Genomic DNA, 14,713 nt, shown 5'->3' on the forward strand with positions numbered 1-14,713 from the left:
GCGTCAGGCGGAGCAGCCCGAGGGGGCCTGCTTCGCCGAGGGGACCGAGCTGACGATCGTGTCGGAGATCGAGGTCACCCACTGCAACGGCGGCTCGTACGACTTCGGCACCCGCACCCGGATCGGGGTCTCCCGGTCGACCGTGGTCAGCACAGTGGCGTCGGCCTCCTGCGCCGCGTGCCAGCAGACCTGGTTGACCTTCCACACCTCGTCGGTGGGCGGGAACTGCGCCGGGCTGCCGCCGCAGGCCACCGTCAGCGCCGGGTCGCCGTACGCGGCGTTCTGCTCCGGGCCCGCGGTGACCGGGCGCTGCGTCAGGTCACGCACGCTGTCCGGGAGCTGCGACATCAGGGCCCGGCACAGGACGGTCGGGCGCTCGGCCAGCGCCGGGGCGGGCATCTCGACCGGCGCGCTCGACTGGGCCCGAGGGCTCGCCGACGCGCTCGGCCCGGCGTCCGGCGACTCCGGGGCCAGCTTGGCGAACGTGAACCCGGCGACCGCCACGGTCACCGGCACCGCGACGAGCGTCGCCCAGAGCGCGGCACGGCGGGTGGCGCCGTCCCGGCGGGGGGAGGTGTCCTTCTCGTCCACTTACAGCCGCACCACCGAACACGTGAGGGTGCGGGTGATGCCGGGCACCATCTGCACCTTGCTGACGATGAGTTTGCCGAGCTCGTCGACGGTGTTCGCCTCGGTGAGCACGACCACGTCGTACGGCCCGGTGACGGCGTCGACCCGTACCACGCCGGCCAGGTCCGCGATCAGACCGGCCACGTCACGCGCCCGGCCGACCTCGGTCTGGATGAGGATGTACGCCTGTACCACGACTCGACCTCCGTCCGTCGCCTCCGGGCGACCCGAAGGGTGAAACTACCGTACTGAGCGGCCGTGATCCCTATCGGTTGCCGGTCGGACGCGGTGAGCGAGCACACGCCGGTACGGACAGGGGTGGGACGTGCGGAACGACGCAGCGGAGCGAGGGGACGGAATGACGGTCACTGATGTCGGCGAGTTCGGCCTGATCGACCGGGTGACCGCCCGGCTGGCGCAGGGACGGAACTGCCTGCTCGGCCCCGGCGACGACGGTGCGGTGGTGGCCGCACCGGACCGGCGGGTGGTCGCCTCGACCGACGTGCTGGTGGAGGGGCGGCACTTCCGCCGCGACTGGTCGTCGGCGCGGGACGTGGGACACCGGGCGGCGGCGGCCAACCTCGCCGACATCGCCGCCATGGGCGCCACCCCGACCGCACTGCTGGTCGCGCTCTGCATGCCGGCCGAACTGGACCCGGCCTGGGCCGAGGAGCTGGCCGACGGGCTCGGCGCGGAGGCGGCGCTGGTCGGCGCGAGCGTGGTCGGCGGGGACATGTCCGGCAGCCCGACGCTCACCGTCGCGGTGACGGCGCTCGGCGACCTGGCCGGCCGCGACCCGGTGGTGCGCTCCGGCGCCCGCCCCGGCGACGTGGTGGCGCTGGCCGGGCGCACCGGCTGGTCGGCGGCCGGCTACACCGTGCTGTCCCGGGGTTTCCGCACCCCCCGGCTGCTGGTCGAGGCGTTCCGCCGCCCCGAGGTGCCGTACGCCGCCGGACCCGCTGCCGCCGCGGCCGGGGCCACCGCCATGATCGACGTGTCGGACGGGCTGCTGGCCGACCTCGGGCACGTGGCGACCGCCAGCGGCGTGGCGATCGACGTGAGCCGCGACGCGTTCGAGGTGCCCCGGCAGATGCGGGACGCGGCGCAGGCGCTCGGCGTCGACCCGTACACCTGGATCCTGGCCGGCGGCGAGGACCACGCGCTGGCGGCGACGTTCCCGGCGGACGCCGCGCTGCCCGAGGGCTGGCGGCCGGTCGGGCGGGTGGCGGCCGGCACCGGGGTCACCGTCGACGGTGCCGCCTACAGCGGCCCGCGCGGCTGGGACCACTTCCGCCGGACGGTGGAATAACCGGTGCAGCCGCCGGACGGCGGAATAGCCGGCACAGTCGCCGGACGGGGAGACCAGCGGGCCCGGAGTGATCTGCGTCCGACCCCGGGCCGCCGGGCCGGGCCGGGGCCGGCGGCGGTCGTAACCTGGCACGGTGAGCGAGATCGAGATCCGGGAGCGGCGCTTCGACGCGCCCGAGTCGCAGGCGCTGATCCGGGCGGCGCTGGCCGACCTCGGCGCCCGGTACGGCGGCAGCGGCGACGAGACCCCTGTCGACGCGGCCGAGTTCACCCCGCCGGACGGCGCGTTCCTCGTCGCCTACCTGGACGGGCGGCCGGTGGGCTGCGGCGGATGGCGCAGCCACGGCGAGGACGGCGACACGGCCGAGCTGAAGCGGATGTACACCGACCCGGCGGCCCGGGGCCGGGGCGTGGCCCGCGCGGTGCTCGGCGCGGTCGAGCGGTCCGCCCGCGACCACGGCCGCAAGCGGATCGTGCTGGAGTGCGGCGACAAGCAGCCCGAGGCGATCGCCATGTACACCTCGGCCGGCTACGAGCGGATCCCGAACTTCGGCTTCTACAAGGACGCCCCGGGCTGCCTGTCGTACGGCCGCACGCTCTAGCCGACCGAGATGCGGATCTCGCTCGCGGCGCGGCGGGCGGCGTTCGCGGCCTCGTCCGGGGTGGCGCCCCAGGCCATCAGGTGCCCGCTGCGGTGCGCCGAGGAGAGCAGCTCCGGCACTGTCTGACCGACCTTCGTCTCCACCTGCACGTCGAGCACGCCCGGCACGCGCAGCGCGTTGCGCCTGCCGTCCACGGCGGTGACCCGGCCGGGCGGCGCGATCAGGAACTCGATCGCCGCCGCGCCGGTCGCCCGCGCCGGCAGCGCCGGCCGTTCGCCGCGCAGGATCCGCAGGTACGCCTCGATGACGTCCCGCTCGTAGGCGATCGAGATGAGCGCGGTGATCATGTCGCCGGGCATCCGGGCCGCACACTCCACGAGCGTCGGCACGCCGTCGGCGAGGATCCACTCGCTGTGCAGCATGCCGCTGCGGAAGCCGGCCGCCTCGGCGAGACGTACCGCTGCGGCGCACAGCGCGTCGTGCGCGTCGGCGGGCAGCGCGGACGGCACGGTGTGGCCGGTCTCGACCGGGTAGCGCCCACCGGCGATCCGCTTGTCGGTGACGTTGGCGAAGACCACGTCGCCCTCGGCCACGAGCAGCTCCACGCTGTGCTCGGAGCCGACGAGCAGCTCCTCGACCAGCACACCGGTGGGCAGGCCGCGCTCGGTGGCCTCGGCCGGGTCGGGCGGGGCGGCGCTGGCCGCCCAGCGGGCCGGCACCTCGGCCGGGTCGGTGATCAGCTGCACGCCCAGGCTGCCCGAGCGGCGGGTGGGCTTGAGCACGCACCGGCCGCCGTGCGCCTGCGCGAACTCCACCGCCCGCGCCGGGTCGTCGACCAGCTCGTACGCCGGGTTCGCGAGCCCGATCCGGTCGGCGAGCAGCCGCATCCGGTGCTTGTCGGAGAAGACGTCCGCGGCCTCCACTCCGGCGCCCGGCAGGCCGAGCCGCTCGGCGAGCCGGGCGGCGGCGCCGACCGCGTACTCCAGGCCGGGCAGGACCAGCCGGGCGTCGGCGAGGCCGGGCTCGCGGGCGAGCAGGTCGTCGGGGTCGAAGCCGGTCTGGTACTCGGCCGCGACGAGGCGCCCGATCATCGGCAGCCGCTCGGCGAACCGGGCCAGGTCGCGGCGGGCGATCACGTCCGGCTCCTCGACCAGCACCACGCTGCCGGGCGGCAGTTCCTGGTCGAACCAGCTCAGCGAGCCGAACGACGCGCCCACCACCACCAGTTGCTCGCGGCCCAGATCGAGGTCCACCGGTCATCCTCCCCACGGCTCGCGCCGGAACCGGACGGCCGGCGCAGCAGCACCCTAACCGGCTCGTACCAGCGGGTCGCCGTACGGTCGGTCAGGGGTGCGGGGGCGGTCGGTGGATACCGGGCGACGGATCGCCGGGACACGACAGAAGCCGGCGGACCCCGAAGGGATCCGCCGGCGACCGACGATGTTCCGGTGGCGCTACCGCGTCAGGCGCGGGTGACCTTGCCGGCCTTGATGCACGAGGTGCAGACCTGCAACTTCTTGGTGGTGCCACCACCGGCCGGGGTACGCACCGACTGGATGTTCGGGTTCCAGCGGCGGTTGGTCCGCCGGTGCGAGTGGGACACGTTGTGGCCGAAGCCCGGCCCCTTGCCACAGACGTCGCACACGCTAGCCACGGGATACTCCTGGGATTGAAACGTTCATGAGGTCGCCGCCAGGCGCTGCCCGGGCAACCTGGTCAGGTTACCCGATGACAGTCGGTACGCCCAACCGGCCCTTTCGCGAGCCCACCCAGCGTACCGGCGTCCGGGCCGGGCCGTCGGCCGGGGCGGACACGCGGCGGACGACCCCGGCGCGTGTCGGTGTGCGCCAGTAGGCTTCCCGACGTGCTGGAGACCCTCGACGCCGCAGCGGTACGCCGCTGGTGCGCGAGCGGGCTGACCGCCCTCCGGGCCCACCAGGGCGAGATCGACGACCTGAACGTCTACCCGGTCCCCGACGGCGACACCGGCACCAACCTGGTGCTCACGTTCACCTCGGCCCAGCAGGCCCTGGCCATGGATCTCGGCACCCTTCCCGACGACGGGCACACCCCGCACGGGCACGCGCTGCGGCTGATGGCCCGGGGCGCGCTGCTCGGGGCGCGCGGCAACTCCGGCGTGATCCTCTCGCAGATCCTGCGCGGCCTCGCCGACACGCTCGCCGCCGTGCCCGCGGTGCGCGGGCGGCAGCTCGCCGACGCGCTGGCCGACGCCACCACCGCCGCCTACGCCGCTGTCGCCCGGCCGGTCGAGGGCACGCTGCTGAGCGTGGTCGCCGCCGCGGCCCACGCGGCCCGCCGGGCGGACAGCGACGACCTGCGCGCCGTGGCCCGGGCCGCCGCCGAGGCGGCGGCGCACGCGCTGGCGCGTACCCCCGAGCAGTTGCCGGAGCTGGCCCGCGCGGGCGTGGTCGACGCCGGCGGGCGCGGCCTGTGCCTGCTGCTGGACGCGCTCGTCGAGGTGATCACGGGGGAGAGCCCGGGGCAGCCGGCGTCCGCGCCGCCCGCCCGCCGCGCGCCGGTCACTGCCGTGCGGGAGAGCGGCTCCGACGCGTACGCCTACGAGGTGCAGTACCTGCTCGACGCGACCGACGAGGCGGTGAACCGGCTGCGCGCCGAGCTGGACGCGCTCGGCGACTCCGTGGCGATTGTCGGCGACGGCGCCGGTACCTGGAACGTGCACGTGCACGTCAACGACATCGGGGCGGCGGTCGAGGCGGGCGTGGTCGCCGGCCGCCCGCACCGGATCGGCGTGACCCGCTTCGCCGACCAGACCGCCCCGGCACCGGGGCCGCAGGTGGCGCTGCCCGACGGGCGGGCCGCCGTGGTGGTGGCCACCGGCGCGGGCATCGCGGAGCTGTTCGCCGCCGAGGGCGCCGTGGTGGTGCCCGCCAACCCGTCCACCGGTGAGCTGCTCGACGCGATCCGGGCCACCGGCGCCGCCCGGGTGGTGGTGCTGCCGAACGACCCGAACACCCAGTCGGTGGCGAGCGCGGCGGCCAAGGAGGCGCACGGCCTCGGCATCAAGGTGAGCGTGGTGCCGACCCGCTCGCCGGTGCAGGCGCTCGCGGCGCTCGCCGTACGTGATCCGAAGCGGCGGTTCGAGGACGACGTGATCGCGATGGCCGAGGCGGCCGGCGCCTGCCGGTACGCCGAGGTCTGCCACGCCGCCCGGGAGGCGCTCACCGTCGCCGGCCCGGCCCGCCCGGGTGACGTGCTGGCCCTGGTCGAGGGCGAGGTGCACCTGATCGGGCAGGATCTGGTCGACACCTGCACCGCAGTGGTGGACCGGATGCTCGGCGGTGGCGGCGAGCTGGTCACGCTGCTCTGCGGCGCCGACGCGCCGGCCGGGCTGGCCGACCGGGTCCGCGCGCACGTCGAGGGGGCCTGGCCGTTCGTCGAGGTGCAGGCGTACGAGGGCGGGCAGCCGCACTATCCGCTCCTGGTGGGGGTCGAATGACTGGTGAAGCGGCCACTGTGGACACGCCGCTGAAGAAGCTGGTCGGCGAGCGCACCGCGAAGGCGCTGGCCGGGCATCTCGACCTGCACACCGCGGGCGACCTGATCTACCACTTCCCGCGCCGGTACGACGAGCGCGGCGAGCACACCGACATCCGCTCGCTCGACGTGGGGGAGCAGGTCACGGTGCTCGCCCAGGTGCAGCGCACAGCGGTGCGCCCGATGCGCCAGCGGCGCGGCAACCTGCTGGAGGTCACCGTCGGCGACGGCTCCGGCGGCGTGCTCACCTGCACGTTCTTCGGCAACCAGGCGTGGCGGGAGCGGGAGCTGCGGCCCGGCCGGTGGGGGCTGTTCGCCGGCAAGGTGACCGAGTTCCGGGGCAAGCGGCAGCTCAACGGCCCGGAGTACGTCCTGCTCGGCGAGGGCGGCGAGGGCGAGGCGGCGGCAAACGAGGAGGTCGAGGAGTTCGCCGGGGCGCTGATCCCGGTCTACCCGGCCGCGGCGGCGGTCCCGACCTGGGTGATCGCCCGCTGCGTCCGCGTCGTGCTCGACACGTTCACCCCGCCGGAGGACCCGCTGCCGGCCACCGTGCGGGCCACCCGCAACCTGGCCGACATCGGCACCGCGCTGCGCGAGATCCACCGTCCGACCAGCAAGGAGGCGCTCTACCGGGCCCGCCGCCGGCTGAAGTGGGACGAGGCGTTCGCCGTGCAGCTCACGTTGGTGCAGCGCAAGCAGCGGGCGGCGGCGTCCCCGGGGCGGGCCCGGCCGGCGAAGGCGGGCGGCCTGCTCGACGCGTTCGACGCCCGGCTGCCGTACGAGCTGACCTCCGGCCAGCAGGTCGTCGGGCGGGAGATCGCCGCCGACCTGGCCCGGCCGCACCCGATGCACCGGCTGCTCCAGGGCGAGGTGGGCTCCGGCAAGACGGTGGTGGCGCTGCGCGCCATGCTCCAGGTGGTCGACGCCGGTGGGCAGGCCGCGCTGCTGGCCCCGACCGAGGTGCTCGCCGCCCAGCACCACAGGGGCATCCTCGACCTGCTCGGCCCGCTCGGCCGGGCCGGTGAGCTGGGCGCCGCCGACGACGCCACGCGGGTGGAGCTGGTCACCGGCTCGCTCGGCGCGGCGGCCCGGCGCCGGGCGCTGGCCGAGGTGGCCGAGGGACGCGCCGGCATCGTGCTCGGCACGCACGCCCTGCTCTACGAGGGCGTCGACTTCCACGACCTCGGCCTGGTGGTGGTGGACGAGCAGCACCGCTTCGGCGTGGAGCAGCGCGACGCGCTGCGCGCCAAGGCCGAGCAGCCGCCGCACGTGCTGGTGATGACCGCCACCCCGATCCCGCGCACCGTGGCCATGACCGTCTACGGCGACCTGGAGACCTCCACGCTGTCCCAGCTTCCGCAGGGCCGCTCGCCGATCGCCTCGCACGTGGTCCCGGCCGCCGAGAAACCGGCGTTCCTCGACCGGGCCTGGCGCCGGCTGCGCGAGGAGGTCACGAAGGGCCACCAGGCGTACGTGGTGTGCCCGCGTATCGGTGAGGGGCCGGTGTCGGACGAGGAGCCGCCGCGGGAGGACGACAACGGCCGCCGCCCGCCGCTGGCGGTGACCGAGGTGGCCCCGCTGCTGGCCGAGGGGCCGCTGCACGGGCTGCGGATCGGGGTGCTGCACGGGCGGCTGCCTGCGGACGAGAAGGACGCGGTGATGCGCGCGTACGCCGACGGCGAGCTGGACGTGCTGGTCGCGACCACAGTGGTCGAGGTCGGCGTGAACGTGCCGAACGCGACGGTGATGATCGTGCTGGACGCCGACCGGTTCGGCGTCTCCCAGCTGCACCAGTTGCGCGGCCGGGTGGGCCGGGGCTCGGCCGCCGGTCTCTGCCTGCTGGTCACCGAGGCGGCCGAGGGTTCGTCCGCGCGGGAGCGGCTCGACGCGGTCGCCTCCACCACCGACGGCTTCAAGCTCGCCGAACTCGATCTGGAGCAGCGCCGGGAGGGCGACGTGCTGGGCGCGACCCAGTCCGGCCGGCGTTCGCACCTGCGGCTGCTGTCGCTGCTGCGCGACACCGAGCTGATCCGCGACGCGCGGGCCGAGGCGATCGAACTGGTCGAGGACGACCCGGATCTTTCCCGGCATCCGGCGCTGGCCGCGTCGGTCGCCGCGCTCGTCGACGAGGAGCGGGCCGAATACCTGGAGAAGGGCTGACGCGCGGGCTCGCACGGCGCCCCGGTGCGGCCTCGCGGGACTGCGGCACGGGCGTCGCGTGCCTAGGCTCGCGCAGATGTCGACACCATCACTCGAACACGGCGTGCTGCTTCTGACCCGGGGCGACGAACTCGCTGTGGACCGGGTCGCCGGAGTCGCCGACGAGGCGTCCGGCCGGCTGTGCACGGCGGCGACGCGGTTCCAGATCGCGTCGATCAGCAAGCAGATGGCCGCAGTGGCGGTGCTGCTGCTCGCCGAGCGGGGGGCGCTGAGCCTGTCCGATCCGGTGGTACGCCGGCTGCCCGGCACGCCGCCGCCGGAGTGGTCCGGCATCACGCTGCACCACCTGCTCACCCACACCTCCGGCCTGGGCCACTGGGAGGACTACCCGGCGATCGACCTGCACGGGCCGGCCGAGCCGGACGAGCTGCTCGACCGGTTCGCGGCGCTGCCGCCGCTGTTCCGGCCCGGCGCGGGGTGGCACTACAGCAGCCCCGGCTACGTGCTGCTGGCCCGGACCGTCGAGCGCGTGGCCGACCGGCCGTACGCCGAGTTCCTCGCCGACGAGGTCTTCGCGCCGCTGGGCATGACCGGTAGCTTCGCCGGCGCGGGCGACGGACGGCCGGACGTGGCGGTCGGACACGTGGGCGGCCGTCCGGTGCCGTCGTGGGACCTGGCGACCGTCAGCATGGGCGCGGGTGACGTCTGGTGCACCGGCGCGGACCTGCTCACCTGGCTGGACGTACCGCGCCGGGGCCGGCTGCTCGCCCCGGACCCGGTGGCGGCGATGACCGCACCGCACGCGGCCACCGGACGGTCCGGGGAGGCGTACGGCTACGGCTTCTTCGTCGGCCCGCTGGCCGGCCGTCGGGCGCTGCACCACTCGGGGGACAACGGCGGCTACAAGGCGTTCGCCGCCTGGCTGCCCGAATCCGACCAGCGGCTCGTCCTGCTGACGAACCGGGCCGAGGTCGATCCGCGAACGATCACGTCGGCGCTCGACACCCCCGACGCGCGGTGATCCACGCGAGGTCCGGCCGGGCGGGTGGCCGACGCGTCACCGGGCCGGGCGTCGCGTAGCGTCGGGGCATGCGCAGGGAGCGACGGTGACCCGGATCGTGGCCGGCACGCTCGGCGGCCGGCGGATCGCCGCGCCACCAGGCGCCGGCACCCGTCCCACCTCGGACCGGGTCCGTGAGGCGCTGTTCAGCGCCGTGCACTCCCACGTCGACCTGGACGGGGCGCGCTTCGCCGACCTGTACGCCGGTTCCGGCGCGGTCGGTCTGGAGGCGCTGTCCCGGGGCGCGGCCCACGTCCTGCTCGTCGAGTCCGACGCGCGGGCCGCCCGGGTGATCCGGGAGAACATCGCCGCGCTCCGGGCCGCGCCGGCCGCGCGCCTGGTCACCGGCAAGGTCGCCACCGTGCTGGCGGCCGGGCCCACCGACGGGCCGTACGACGTGGTCTTCGCCGATCCGCCGTACGCGGTGCCGGACGCCGAGATCACCGCGATGCTGGCGGCGCTGGTCGACGGCGCCTGGCTGGCCCCGGACGCCCTGGTGGTCGTCGAGCGGTCCAGCCGTACCGGACCGGTCACGTGGGTGGAAGGTGTCACTCCGGAGCGCAGCAGACGTTACGGCGAGACCACTCTTTGGTACGGTCGCCGATCATGAGACGTGCGGTCTGCCCGGGCTCGTTCGACCCGGTCACCAACGGACACCTCGACATCATCGGCCGGGCCAGCCGGTTGTTCGACGAGGTGATCGTCGGAGTGCTGGTCAACCAGTCGAAGCAGGGCCTGTTCACCGTCGAGGAGCGGATCGCCATGCTCCGCGAGGTGACCGCCTCGTACGACAACGTCCGGGTGGAGTCGTTCCGCGGCCTGCTCGTCGACTTCTGCCGCGCCCAGCAGGCGAGTGTGCTGATCAAGGGCCTGCGTGCGGTGAGCGACTTCGACTACGAGCTGCAGATGGCGCAGATGAACATCGGCCTGGCCGGCGTGGAGACGCTCTTCATGCCGACCAACCCGCTCTACTCGTTCATCTCGTCCAGCCTGATCAAGGACGTGGCGAAGTGGGGCGGCGACATCTCCGCCCACGTCCCCGACCTGGTCCGAGCCCAGCTCGCCACCCGCCTCCGCCCCTGACCCCCGCCCGCCCTCGCCCCACCCCCGCGATCTTGCACTTTCGGCCCGGACATTCCTCCCGCAAGGGACGAGTGCCGGGCCGCAAGTGCAAGATCGCCGAGTGGAGGGTGGGGGAGGGCGACGCGCCGGGTGGGGCGGGTGGGGTGCTTGTGGCCCGGGCGCGACATGATGTCAGCAGCGCCGAGACGGGGCGTAGGCCGCATGATGGAGGGCGGCCGACGAAGACAGGAGTGAGGTACCGGTGGACCCGCTCGATCGCATCGACGAACTCATCGCCATGGTGGAGCAGGCCCGCTCCGTCCCGATGTCGCGCAACAACTGCATGGTCGACCGGGGCGAGATGATCGCCACGCTCGACGAGCTGCGCGCGGAGCTTCCCGCGGACCTGCGCCGGGCCGCCGCGCTGCTGGAGGAGCGGGACAAGATCATGGAGGCCGGCAAGCGCGAGGCCGACCGGATCATCAGCGAGGGTGAGGCGGAACACGCCCGGCTGGTCTCGGTCAACGAGATCACCGTCTCGGCCGAGCACGAGGGCGCCCGGATCATCGCCGAGGCGCGGGCCGAGGCGCAGCGCCTCCGCGAGGAGGTGGACGACTACGTCGACACCGCGCTGGCGAACTTCGAGCAGTTCCTCACCCGGGCGCTGGCCTCGATAGAGCGCGGCCGGGACAAGATGCACGCGCTGCGCGAGATCGGCACCTTCGCCGGGGACGAGCCGGACCGCCCGCTACCCTTCTGAGCGGCGCGCAGGCCGGTCGCCGACAGCCGGCTGCCGTCGAGCCGGAGGTGAGCCCCGGTTCGACGGTCCGCCCACCTGGCAGGTAACCTTCTTTGTCGGCCTCTCAACGGCCGGAGTCTGACTATGCCCAAACACTCGCCAAGCACACTCGACCCCAGGTCGCCGCTGGTTCTCGACACGAGGGAACTGCCGCGCCGACCTGGCGCGTTGCGTACGCACAAGCGGGTCGTGCCGGCACCGGCGGACCTCGGCGTGGAGTTGATCGGTGTGCCGGAGGGCGCGGACCTCGACCTCGACCTGAGGTTGGAGTCGGTGTCCGAGGGCGTGCTCGTCTCCGGGACCGTCACCGGTCCCGTCAAGGGCGAGTGCGGCCGCTGCCTGCGCGAGATCGACGACTCGTTGGCCGTGACGATCCAGGAGCTGTACGCGTACGAGAACAGCGCCACGGACGACACGACCGACACCGACGAGGTGGGCCGGATGCAGGGCGATCTGATCGACCTGGAGCCGGCGTTGCGGGACGCGGTGGTGCTGGCGCTGCCGACCAACCCGCTCTGCCGGGAGGACTGCCCAGGGCTGTGCCCCGAGTGTGGGGTGCACTGGGACGATCTGCCGGCCGACCACAGCCATCAGCAGGTCGACCCGCGTTGGGCGAGCCTGACGCAACTGACCCGTACAGAGGAGTAAGAACCGTGGCCGTCCCCAAGCGCAAGATGTCGCGCAGCAACACCCGCGCCCGCCGGGCGAACTGGAAGGCCTCGGCGGTGGCGACCGTGGCCTGCCCGCAGTGCAAGTCGGCCAAGCTGCCGCACACCGCCTGCTCCGTCTGCGGCACCTACAACGGCCGTCAGGTCCTCGAGGTCTGACCCGGCCGCCGAGTGACGTCCCCGACCACCGGTCGGGTGACGCGCGCACCAAGGCTCTCGCCCGGTGCCCCGGCTCCCGCCACCGCCGACCGGCTCACGGCCGGCGGACCGTCGGAGCCGGGCACCGCGCGGATCGCCGTCGACCTCCTCGGCGGGGACGATGCTCCCGCCGTCGTGGTTGACGGCGCTCTGCGAGCGGTACGCACGGATCCCGCCCTGCACCTGATGCTCGTCGGCCCGATCGAGGTGGCCGACGAGCTGATCGGTGCGCTCGACCCGGCTCAGCGCGCACGGGTCACGGTCCGCCCGGTGCGGACCGCCGTCGGCATGGCCGACCATCCCACCGCCGCCCGCGGCGAGAGCACGGTACGCACCGCCGTGCAGGCGGTCCGTGACGGGCTCGCCGACGCGGTCGTCTCCGCCGGCTCGACCGGCGCCACAGTCACCGCCGCCGCGCTCGGCCTCGGCCGCTGGACCGGTATCCGCCGCCCGGCGCTCGCCGCCACGCTGCCCGCCGTCGAAGGGCCGGTGGTGCTGCTCGACGTCGGCGGCACGCTCGAACCCGGCCCGGCCACGCTGGCCCGGCACGCCCTCCTCGGCGCCGCCTACGCGTCGGTGGCCCACGCCGTCACCGCACCCCGCGTCGGGCTGCTCTCCGTCGGCCTGGAGACCGGCAAGGGCGACCGGTTGCGCCGCGTAGCCGCGCCCGCGCTCGCCGCCGCGCCGCTGCCCTGTGACGGCCGCTACGTCGGCCTGGTCGAGGGGTACGACATCTCGCTCGGCACCCGCGCCGACGTCGTGGTGACCGACGGCTTCACCGGAAACGTCCTGCTGAAGGCCATCGAGGGCGCGTACGCCATGGCCGGCGGCCCACCGTCACGCGGCGGCGCCCCACGTGCCGCCGCGCTGCTCGGGGTGGGCGGCACCGTGGTGGTGTGCCACGGCGCGGCCGGCTCCGAGGACGTCGCCTCCGGTATCGCGCTCGCGGCCCACCTGTGGCGCCGCGACGCCGCCGGAACGGTCCGCGCCCTGCTCGCCGACATCCCGCACGATCTCGCACCTGACCGACACGACACCGAGGTAGCACCATGACCAACGACAAGCGGCGGCGTGCTCCCGTCGGCCACCTGGAGGCGGCCTTCGGGGTGTCGCTCGACCCGGAACTGCTGGAGCGCGCGCTGACCCACCGCTCGTACGCGTACGAGAACGGCGGCCTGCCCACGAACGAGCGGCTGGAGTTCCTGGGCGACTCGGTCCTCGGCGTGGTGATCACCACAGCGCTGTTCCACAACCACCCCGACCTGCCCGAGGGGCAGCTGGCGAAGCTGCGCGCCAGCGTGGTCAACATGCGGGCGCTCGCCGACGTGGCGCGTGGTCTCGGCCCGGACGGGCTGGGCGCGTACCTGCTGCTCGGCAAGGGCGAGGAGGCCACCGGCGGACGGGACAAGGCGAGCATCCTGGCCGACACGCTGGAGGCGCTGCTGGGCGCGATCTATCTCCAGTACGGCCTGGACACCGCCGCCATCGTCATCCACCGGCTGTTCGACCCGCTGATGGCCGAGTCGGCGGGCCGGGGCGCGGCGCTGGACTGGAAGACCAGCCTCCAGGAGCTGACCGCCGCGCTCGGGCTCGGCGTGCCCGAGTACCGGATCGAGGGCACCGGGCCTGATCACCTCAAGACGTTCACCGCGTGGGTGGTGGTGGCCGGCAACCGCTACGGCGGCGCGGAGGGACGCAGCAAGAAGGAGGCCGAGCAGCGCGCGGCCGAGTCGGCCTGGCGGACGCTCACCGAGCAGGCCGAGGCAGAGGCGGCGGCGCAGTCCCAGGCGGAGACGAGCCCGCAGGTCCAGGACGACGCCACGGACGTCGAGGCGGGCGCGGGCCGTGCCTGAGCTGCCCGAGGTCGAGACCGTCCGGGTGGGACTCGCCCAGTGGGTGATCGGCCGGCGGATCGCCGCCGTCGAGGTACGCCACCCCCGCGCCGTACGCCGGCACGCGCCCGGTGGCGCGCACTTCGCCGACGTGCTCGCCGGCCGGACGGTCACCGGCGTGCAGCGCCGGGGCAAGTACCTCTGGCTGCCGCTGGACAGCGGCGACGCGGTGATCGGCCACCTCGGCATGTCCGGCCAGCTGCTGCTGCAGCCGGTCGGCGCGGCCGACGAACTGCACCTGCGGGTCCGGTTCCGATTCGCCGACGACGGGCCGGAGCTGCGCTTCGTCGACCAGCGCACGTTCGGCGGGCTGTCCGTGTCCGAAGGTGGGGCGGAGCTGCCCGCCGAGATCGCCCACATCGCGCGCGACCCGATGGACCCGGAGTTCTCCGACGAGGCGTTCGTGGCGGCGCTGCGGCGCAAGCGTACGGAGATCAAACGCGCGCTGCTCGACCAGACGCTGATCTCCGGAGTGGGCAACATCTACGCCGACGAGGCACTGTGGCGGGCGAAGCTGCACGGCACCCGCCCGGCCGACGCGCTCACCCGTCCGGCCGCGCTGCGGCTGCTCGGACACGTCCGGGACGTGCTCGCCGAGGCGATCAAGCAGGGTGGCACCAGCTTCGACGAGCTGTACGTCAACGTCAACGGCGAGAGCGGCTACTTCGACCGGTCGCTGAACGCGTACGGCCGGGAGGGGGAGCCCTGCCCGCGCTGCGGCGCGCCGATCCGGCGGGAGGCGTTCATGAACCGGTCCTCCTACAGCTGCCCGCGATGCCAGCCGCGGCCCCGGGGCACCCTCCGGGGATGACCCCGAG

At 74.4% G+C, this 14,713-nt stretch carries 17 protein-coding genes; 13 read left to right on the forward strand and 4 right to left on the reverse strand.

The window, feature by feature from the left end:
• Positions 1–3 precede the first annotated feature (3 nt).
• Complete coding sequence (locus tag ML5_RS08000; RefSeq protein WP_013284546.1) at positions 4–591, reverse strand: DUF3515 family protein; 588 nt, start codon at positions 589–591, stop codon at positions 4–6.
• Positions 592–825 (reverse strand): Lrp/AsnC ligand binding domain-containing protein, encoded by a 234-nt coding sequence (locus ML5_RS08005; protein WP_013284547.1) that lies wholly within the window; start codon positions 823–825, stop codon positions 592–594. It abuts the gene before it with no gap.
• Positions 826–988: 163 nt separating this feature from the next.
• Here ML5_RS08005 and ML5_RS08010 point away from each other — a divergent pair, with 163 nt between their 5' ends.
• Together ML5_RS08010 and ML5_RS08015 are read left to right on the forward strand one after the other, a co-directional pair.
• Positions 989–1,939, forward strand: coding sequence for a thiamine-phosphate kinase (locus tag ML5_RS08010; protein ID WP_013474344.1), 951 nt, complete (start codon positions 989–991; stop codon positions 1,937–1,939).
• 133 nt (positions 1,940–2,072) lie between these two features.
• Positions 2,073–2,540 (forward strand): GNAT family N-acetyltransferase, encoded by a 468-nt coding sequence (locus ML5_RS08015; protein WP_013474345.1) that lies wholly within the window; start codon positions 2,073–2,075, stop codon positions 2,538–2,540.
• On the opposite strand, the gene ML5_RS08020 is transcribed toward ML5_RS08015, so the two are convergent.
• Together ML5_RS08020 and rpmB are read right to left on the reverse strand one after the other, a co-directional pair.
• Positions 2,537–3,793, reverse strand: a complete 1,257-nt coding sequence (locus tag ML5_RS08020; protein WP_013474346.1) for an ATP-grasp domain-containing protein — start codon at positions 3,791–3,793, stop codon at positions 2,537–2,539. The genes ML5_RS08015 and ML5_RS08020 overlap by 4 nt on opposite strands.
• 209 nt (positions 3,794–4,002) lie before the next feature.
• Positions 4,003–4,194 (reverse strand): 50S ribosomal protein L28, encoded by a 192-nt coding sequence (gene rpmB, locus ML5_RS08025; protein ID WP_013284551.1) that lies wholly within the window; start codon positions 4,192–4,194, stop codon positions 4,003–4,005.
• A 210-nt stretch (positions 4,195–4,404) separates the two neighbouring features.
• Here rpmB and ML5_RS08030 point away from each other — a divergent pair, with 210 nt between their 5' ends.
• The 11 genes from ML5_RS08030 to mutM all read left to right on the forward strand — a co-directional run bounded on the left by ML5_RS08030 (position 4,405) and on the right by mutM (position 14,706).
• Complete coding sequence (locus ML5_RS08030; protein WP_013474347.1) at positions 4,405–6,018, forward strand: DAK2 domain-containing protein; 1,614 nt, start codon at positions 4,405–4,407, stop codon at positions 6,016–6,018.
• Complete coding sequence (recG, locus tag ML5_RS08035; protein ID WP_013474348.1) at positions 6,015–8,216, forward strand: ATP-dependent DNA helicase RecG; 2,202 nt, start codon at positions 6,015–6,017, stop codon at positions 8,214–8,216. Before ML5_RS08030 ends, recG begins: the two co-directional genes overlap by 4 nt.
• Positions 8,217–8,292: 76 nt before the next feature.
• Positions 8,293–9,237, forward strand: a complete 945-nt coding sequence (locus tag ML5_RS08040; RefSeq protein WP_013474349.1) for a serine hydrolase — start codon at positions 8,293–8,295, stop codon at positions 9,235–9,237.
• A gap of 85 nt (positions 9,238–9,322) precedes the next feature.
• Positions 9,323–9,886 carry a 16S rRNA (guanine(966)-N(2))-methyltransferase RsmD gene (gene rsmD / locus ML5_RS08045; protein WP_013474350.1) on the forward strand — a complete coding sequence of 188 codons (564 nt, stop codon included), beginning with the start codon at positions 9,323–9,325 and terminating at the stop codon, positions 9,884–9,886.
• The gene (coaD, locus tag ML5_RS08050) at positions 9,883–10,359 is read left to right on the forward strand and encodes a pantetheine-phosphate adenylyltransferase (protein WP_013284556.1); all 477 of its coding nucleotides are present in this window, start codon (positions 9,883–9,885) and stop codon (positions 10,357–10,359) included. The genes rsmD and coaD overlap by 4 nt, the downstream gene beginning before the upstream one ends.
• 241 nt (positions 10,360–10,600) lie before the next feature.
• A complete protein-coding gene (locus tag ML5_RS08055; RefSeq protein WP_013284557.1) occupies positions 10,601–11,098 on the forward strand; it encodes a hypothetical protein in 498 nt (165 codons plus the stop codon).
• A 123-nt stretch (positions 11,099–11,221) separates the two neighbouring features.
• Positions 11,222–11,785, forward strand: coding sequence for a DUF177 domain-containing protein (locus tag ML5_RS08060; RefSeq protein WP_013474351.1), 564 nt, complete (start codon positions 11,222–11,224; stop codon positions 11,783–11,785).
• A gap of 5 nt (positions 11,786–11,790) precedes the next feature.
• Positions 11,791–11,964, forward strand: coding sequence for a 50S ribosomal protein L32 (rpmF, locus tag ML5_RS08065; RefSeq protein ID WP_013284559.1), 174 nt, complete (start codon positions 11,791–11,793; stop codon positions 11,962–11,964).
• Positions 11,965–12,096: 132 nt separating this feature from the next.
• Positions 12,097–13,056 (forward strand): fatty acid synthesis plsX protein, encoded by a 960-nt coding sequence (locus ML5_RS08070; protein ID WP_030269999.1) that lies wholly within the window; start codon positions 12,097–12,099, stop codon positions 13,054–13,056.
• Positions 13,053–13,856 carry a ribonuclease III gene (gene rnc, locus ML5_RS08075; protein ID WP_013474353.1) on the forward strand — a complete coding sequence of 268 codons (804 nt, stop codon included), beginning with the start codon at positions 13,053–13,055 and terminating at the stop codon, positions 13,854–13,856. The genes ML5_RS08070 and rnc overlap by 4 nt, the downstream gene beginning before the upstream one ends.
• Entirely contained in the window at positions 13,849–14,706 is an 858-nt protein-coding gene (mutM, locus tag ML5_RS08080) for a bifunctional DNA-formamidopyrimidine glycosylase/DNA-(apurinic or apyrimidinic site) lyase (protein ID WP_013284562.1), read from the forward strand. The genes rnc and mutM overlap by 8 nt, the downstream gene beginning before the upstream one ends.
• Positions 14,707–14,713: the final 7 nt, after the last annotated feature.

It is taken from the genome of Micromonospora sp. L5 (assembly GCF_000177655.2).
Classification (GTDB): domain Bacteria; phylum Actinomycetota; class Actinomycetes; order Mycobacteriales; family Micromonosporaceae; genus Micromonospora; species Micromonospora aurantiaca.

Excerpts from the sequence above, each read along its gene's own strand:
- ML5_RS08010 (WP_013474344.1), top strand. The coding sequence starts at position 989 with ATGACGGTCACTGATGTCGGCGAGTTCGGCCTGATCGACCGGGTGACC.
- recG (WP_013474348.1), top strand. The coding sequence starts at position 6,015 with ATGACTGGTGAAGCGGCCACTGTGGACACGCCGCTGAAGAAGCTGGTC.
- ML5_RS08040 (WP_013474349.1), top strand. The coding sequence starts at position 8,293 with ATGTCGACACCATCACTCGAACACGGCGTGCTGCTTCTGACCCGGGGC.
- coaD (WP_013284556.1), top strand. The coding sequence starts at position 9,883 with ATGAGACGTGCGGTCTGCCCGGGCTCGTTCGACCCGGTCACCAACGGA.
- ML5_RS08060 (WP_013474351.1), top strand. The coding sequence starts at position 11,222 with ATGCCCAAACACTCGCCAAGCACACTCGACCCCAGGTCGCCGCTGGTT.
- rnc (WP_013474353.1), top strand. The coding sequence starts at position 13,053 with ATGACCAACGACAAGCGGCGGCGTGCTCCCGTCGGCCACCTGGAGGCG.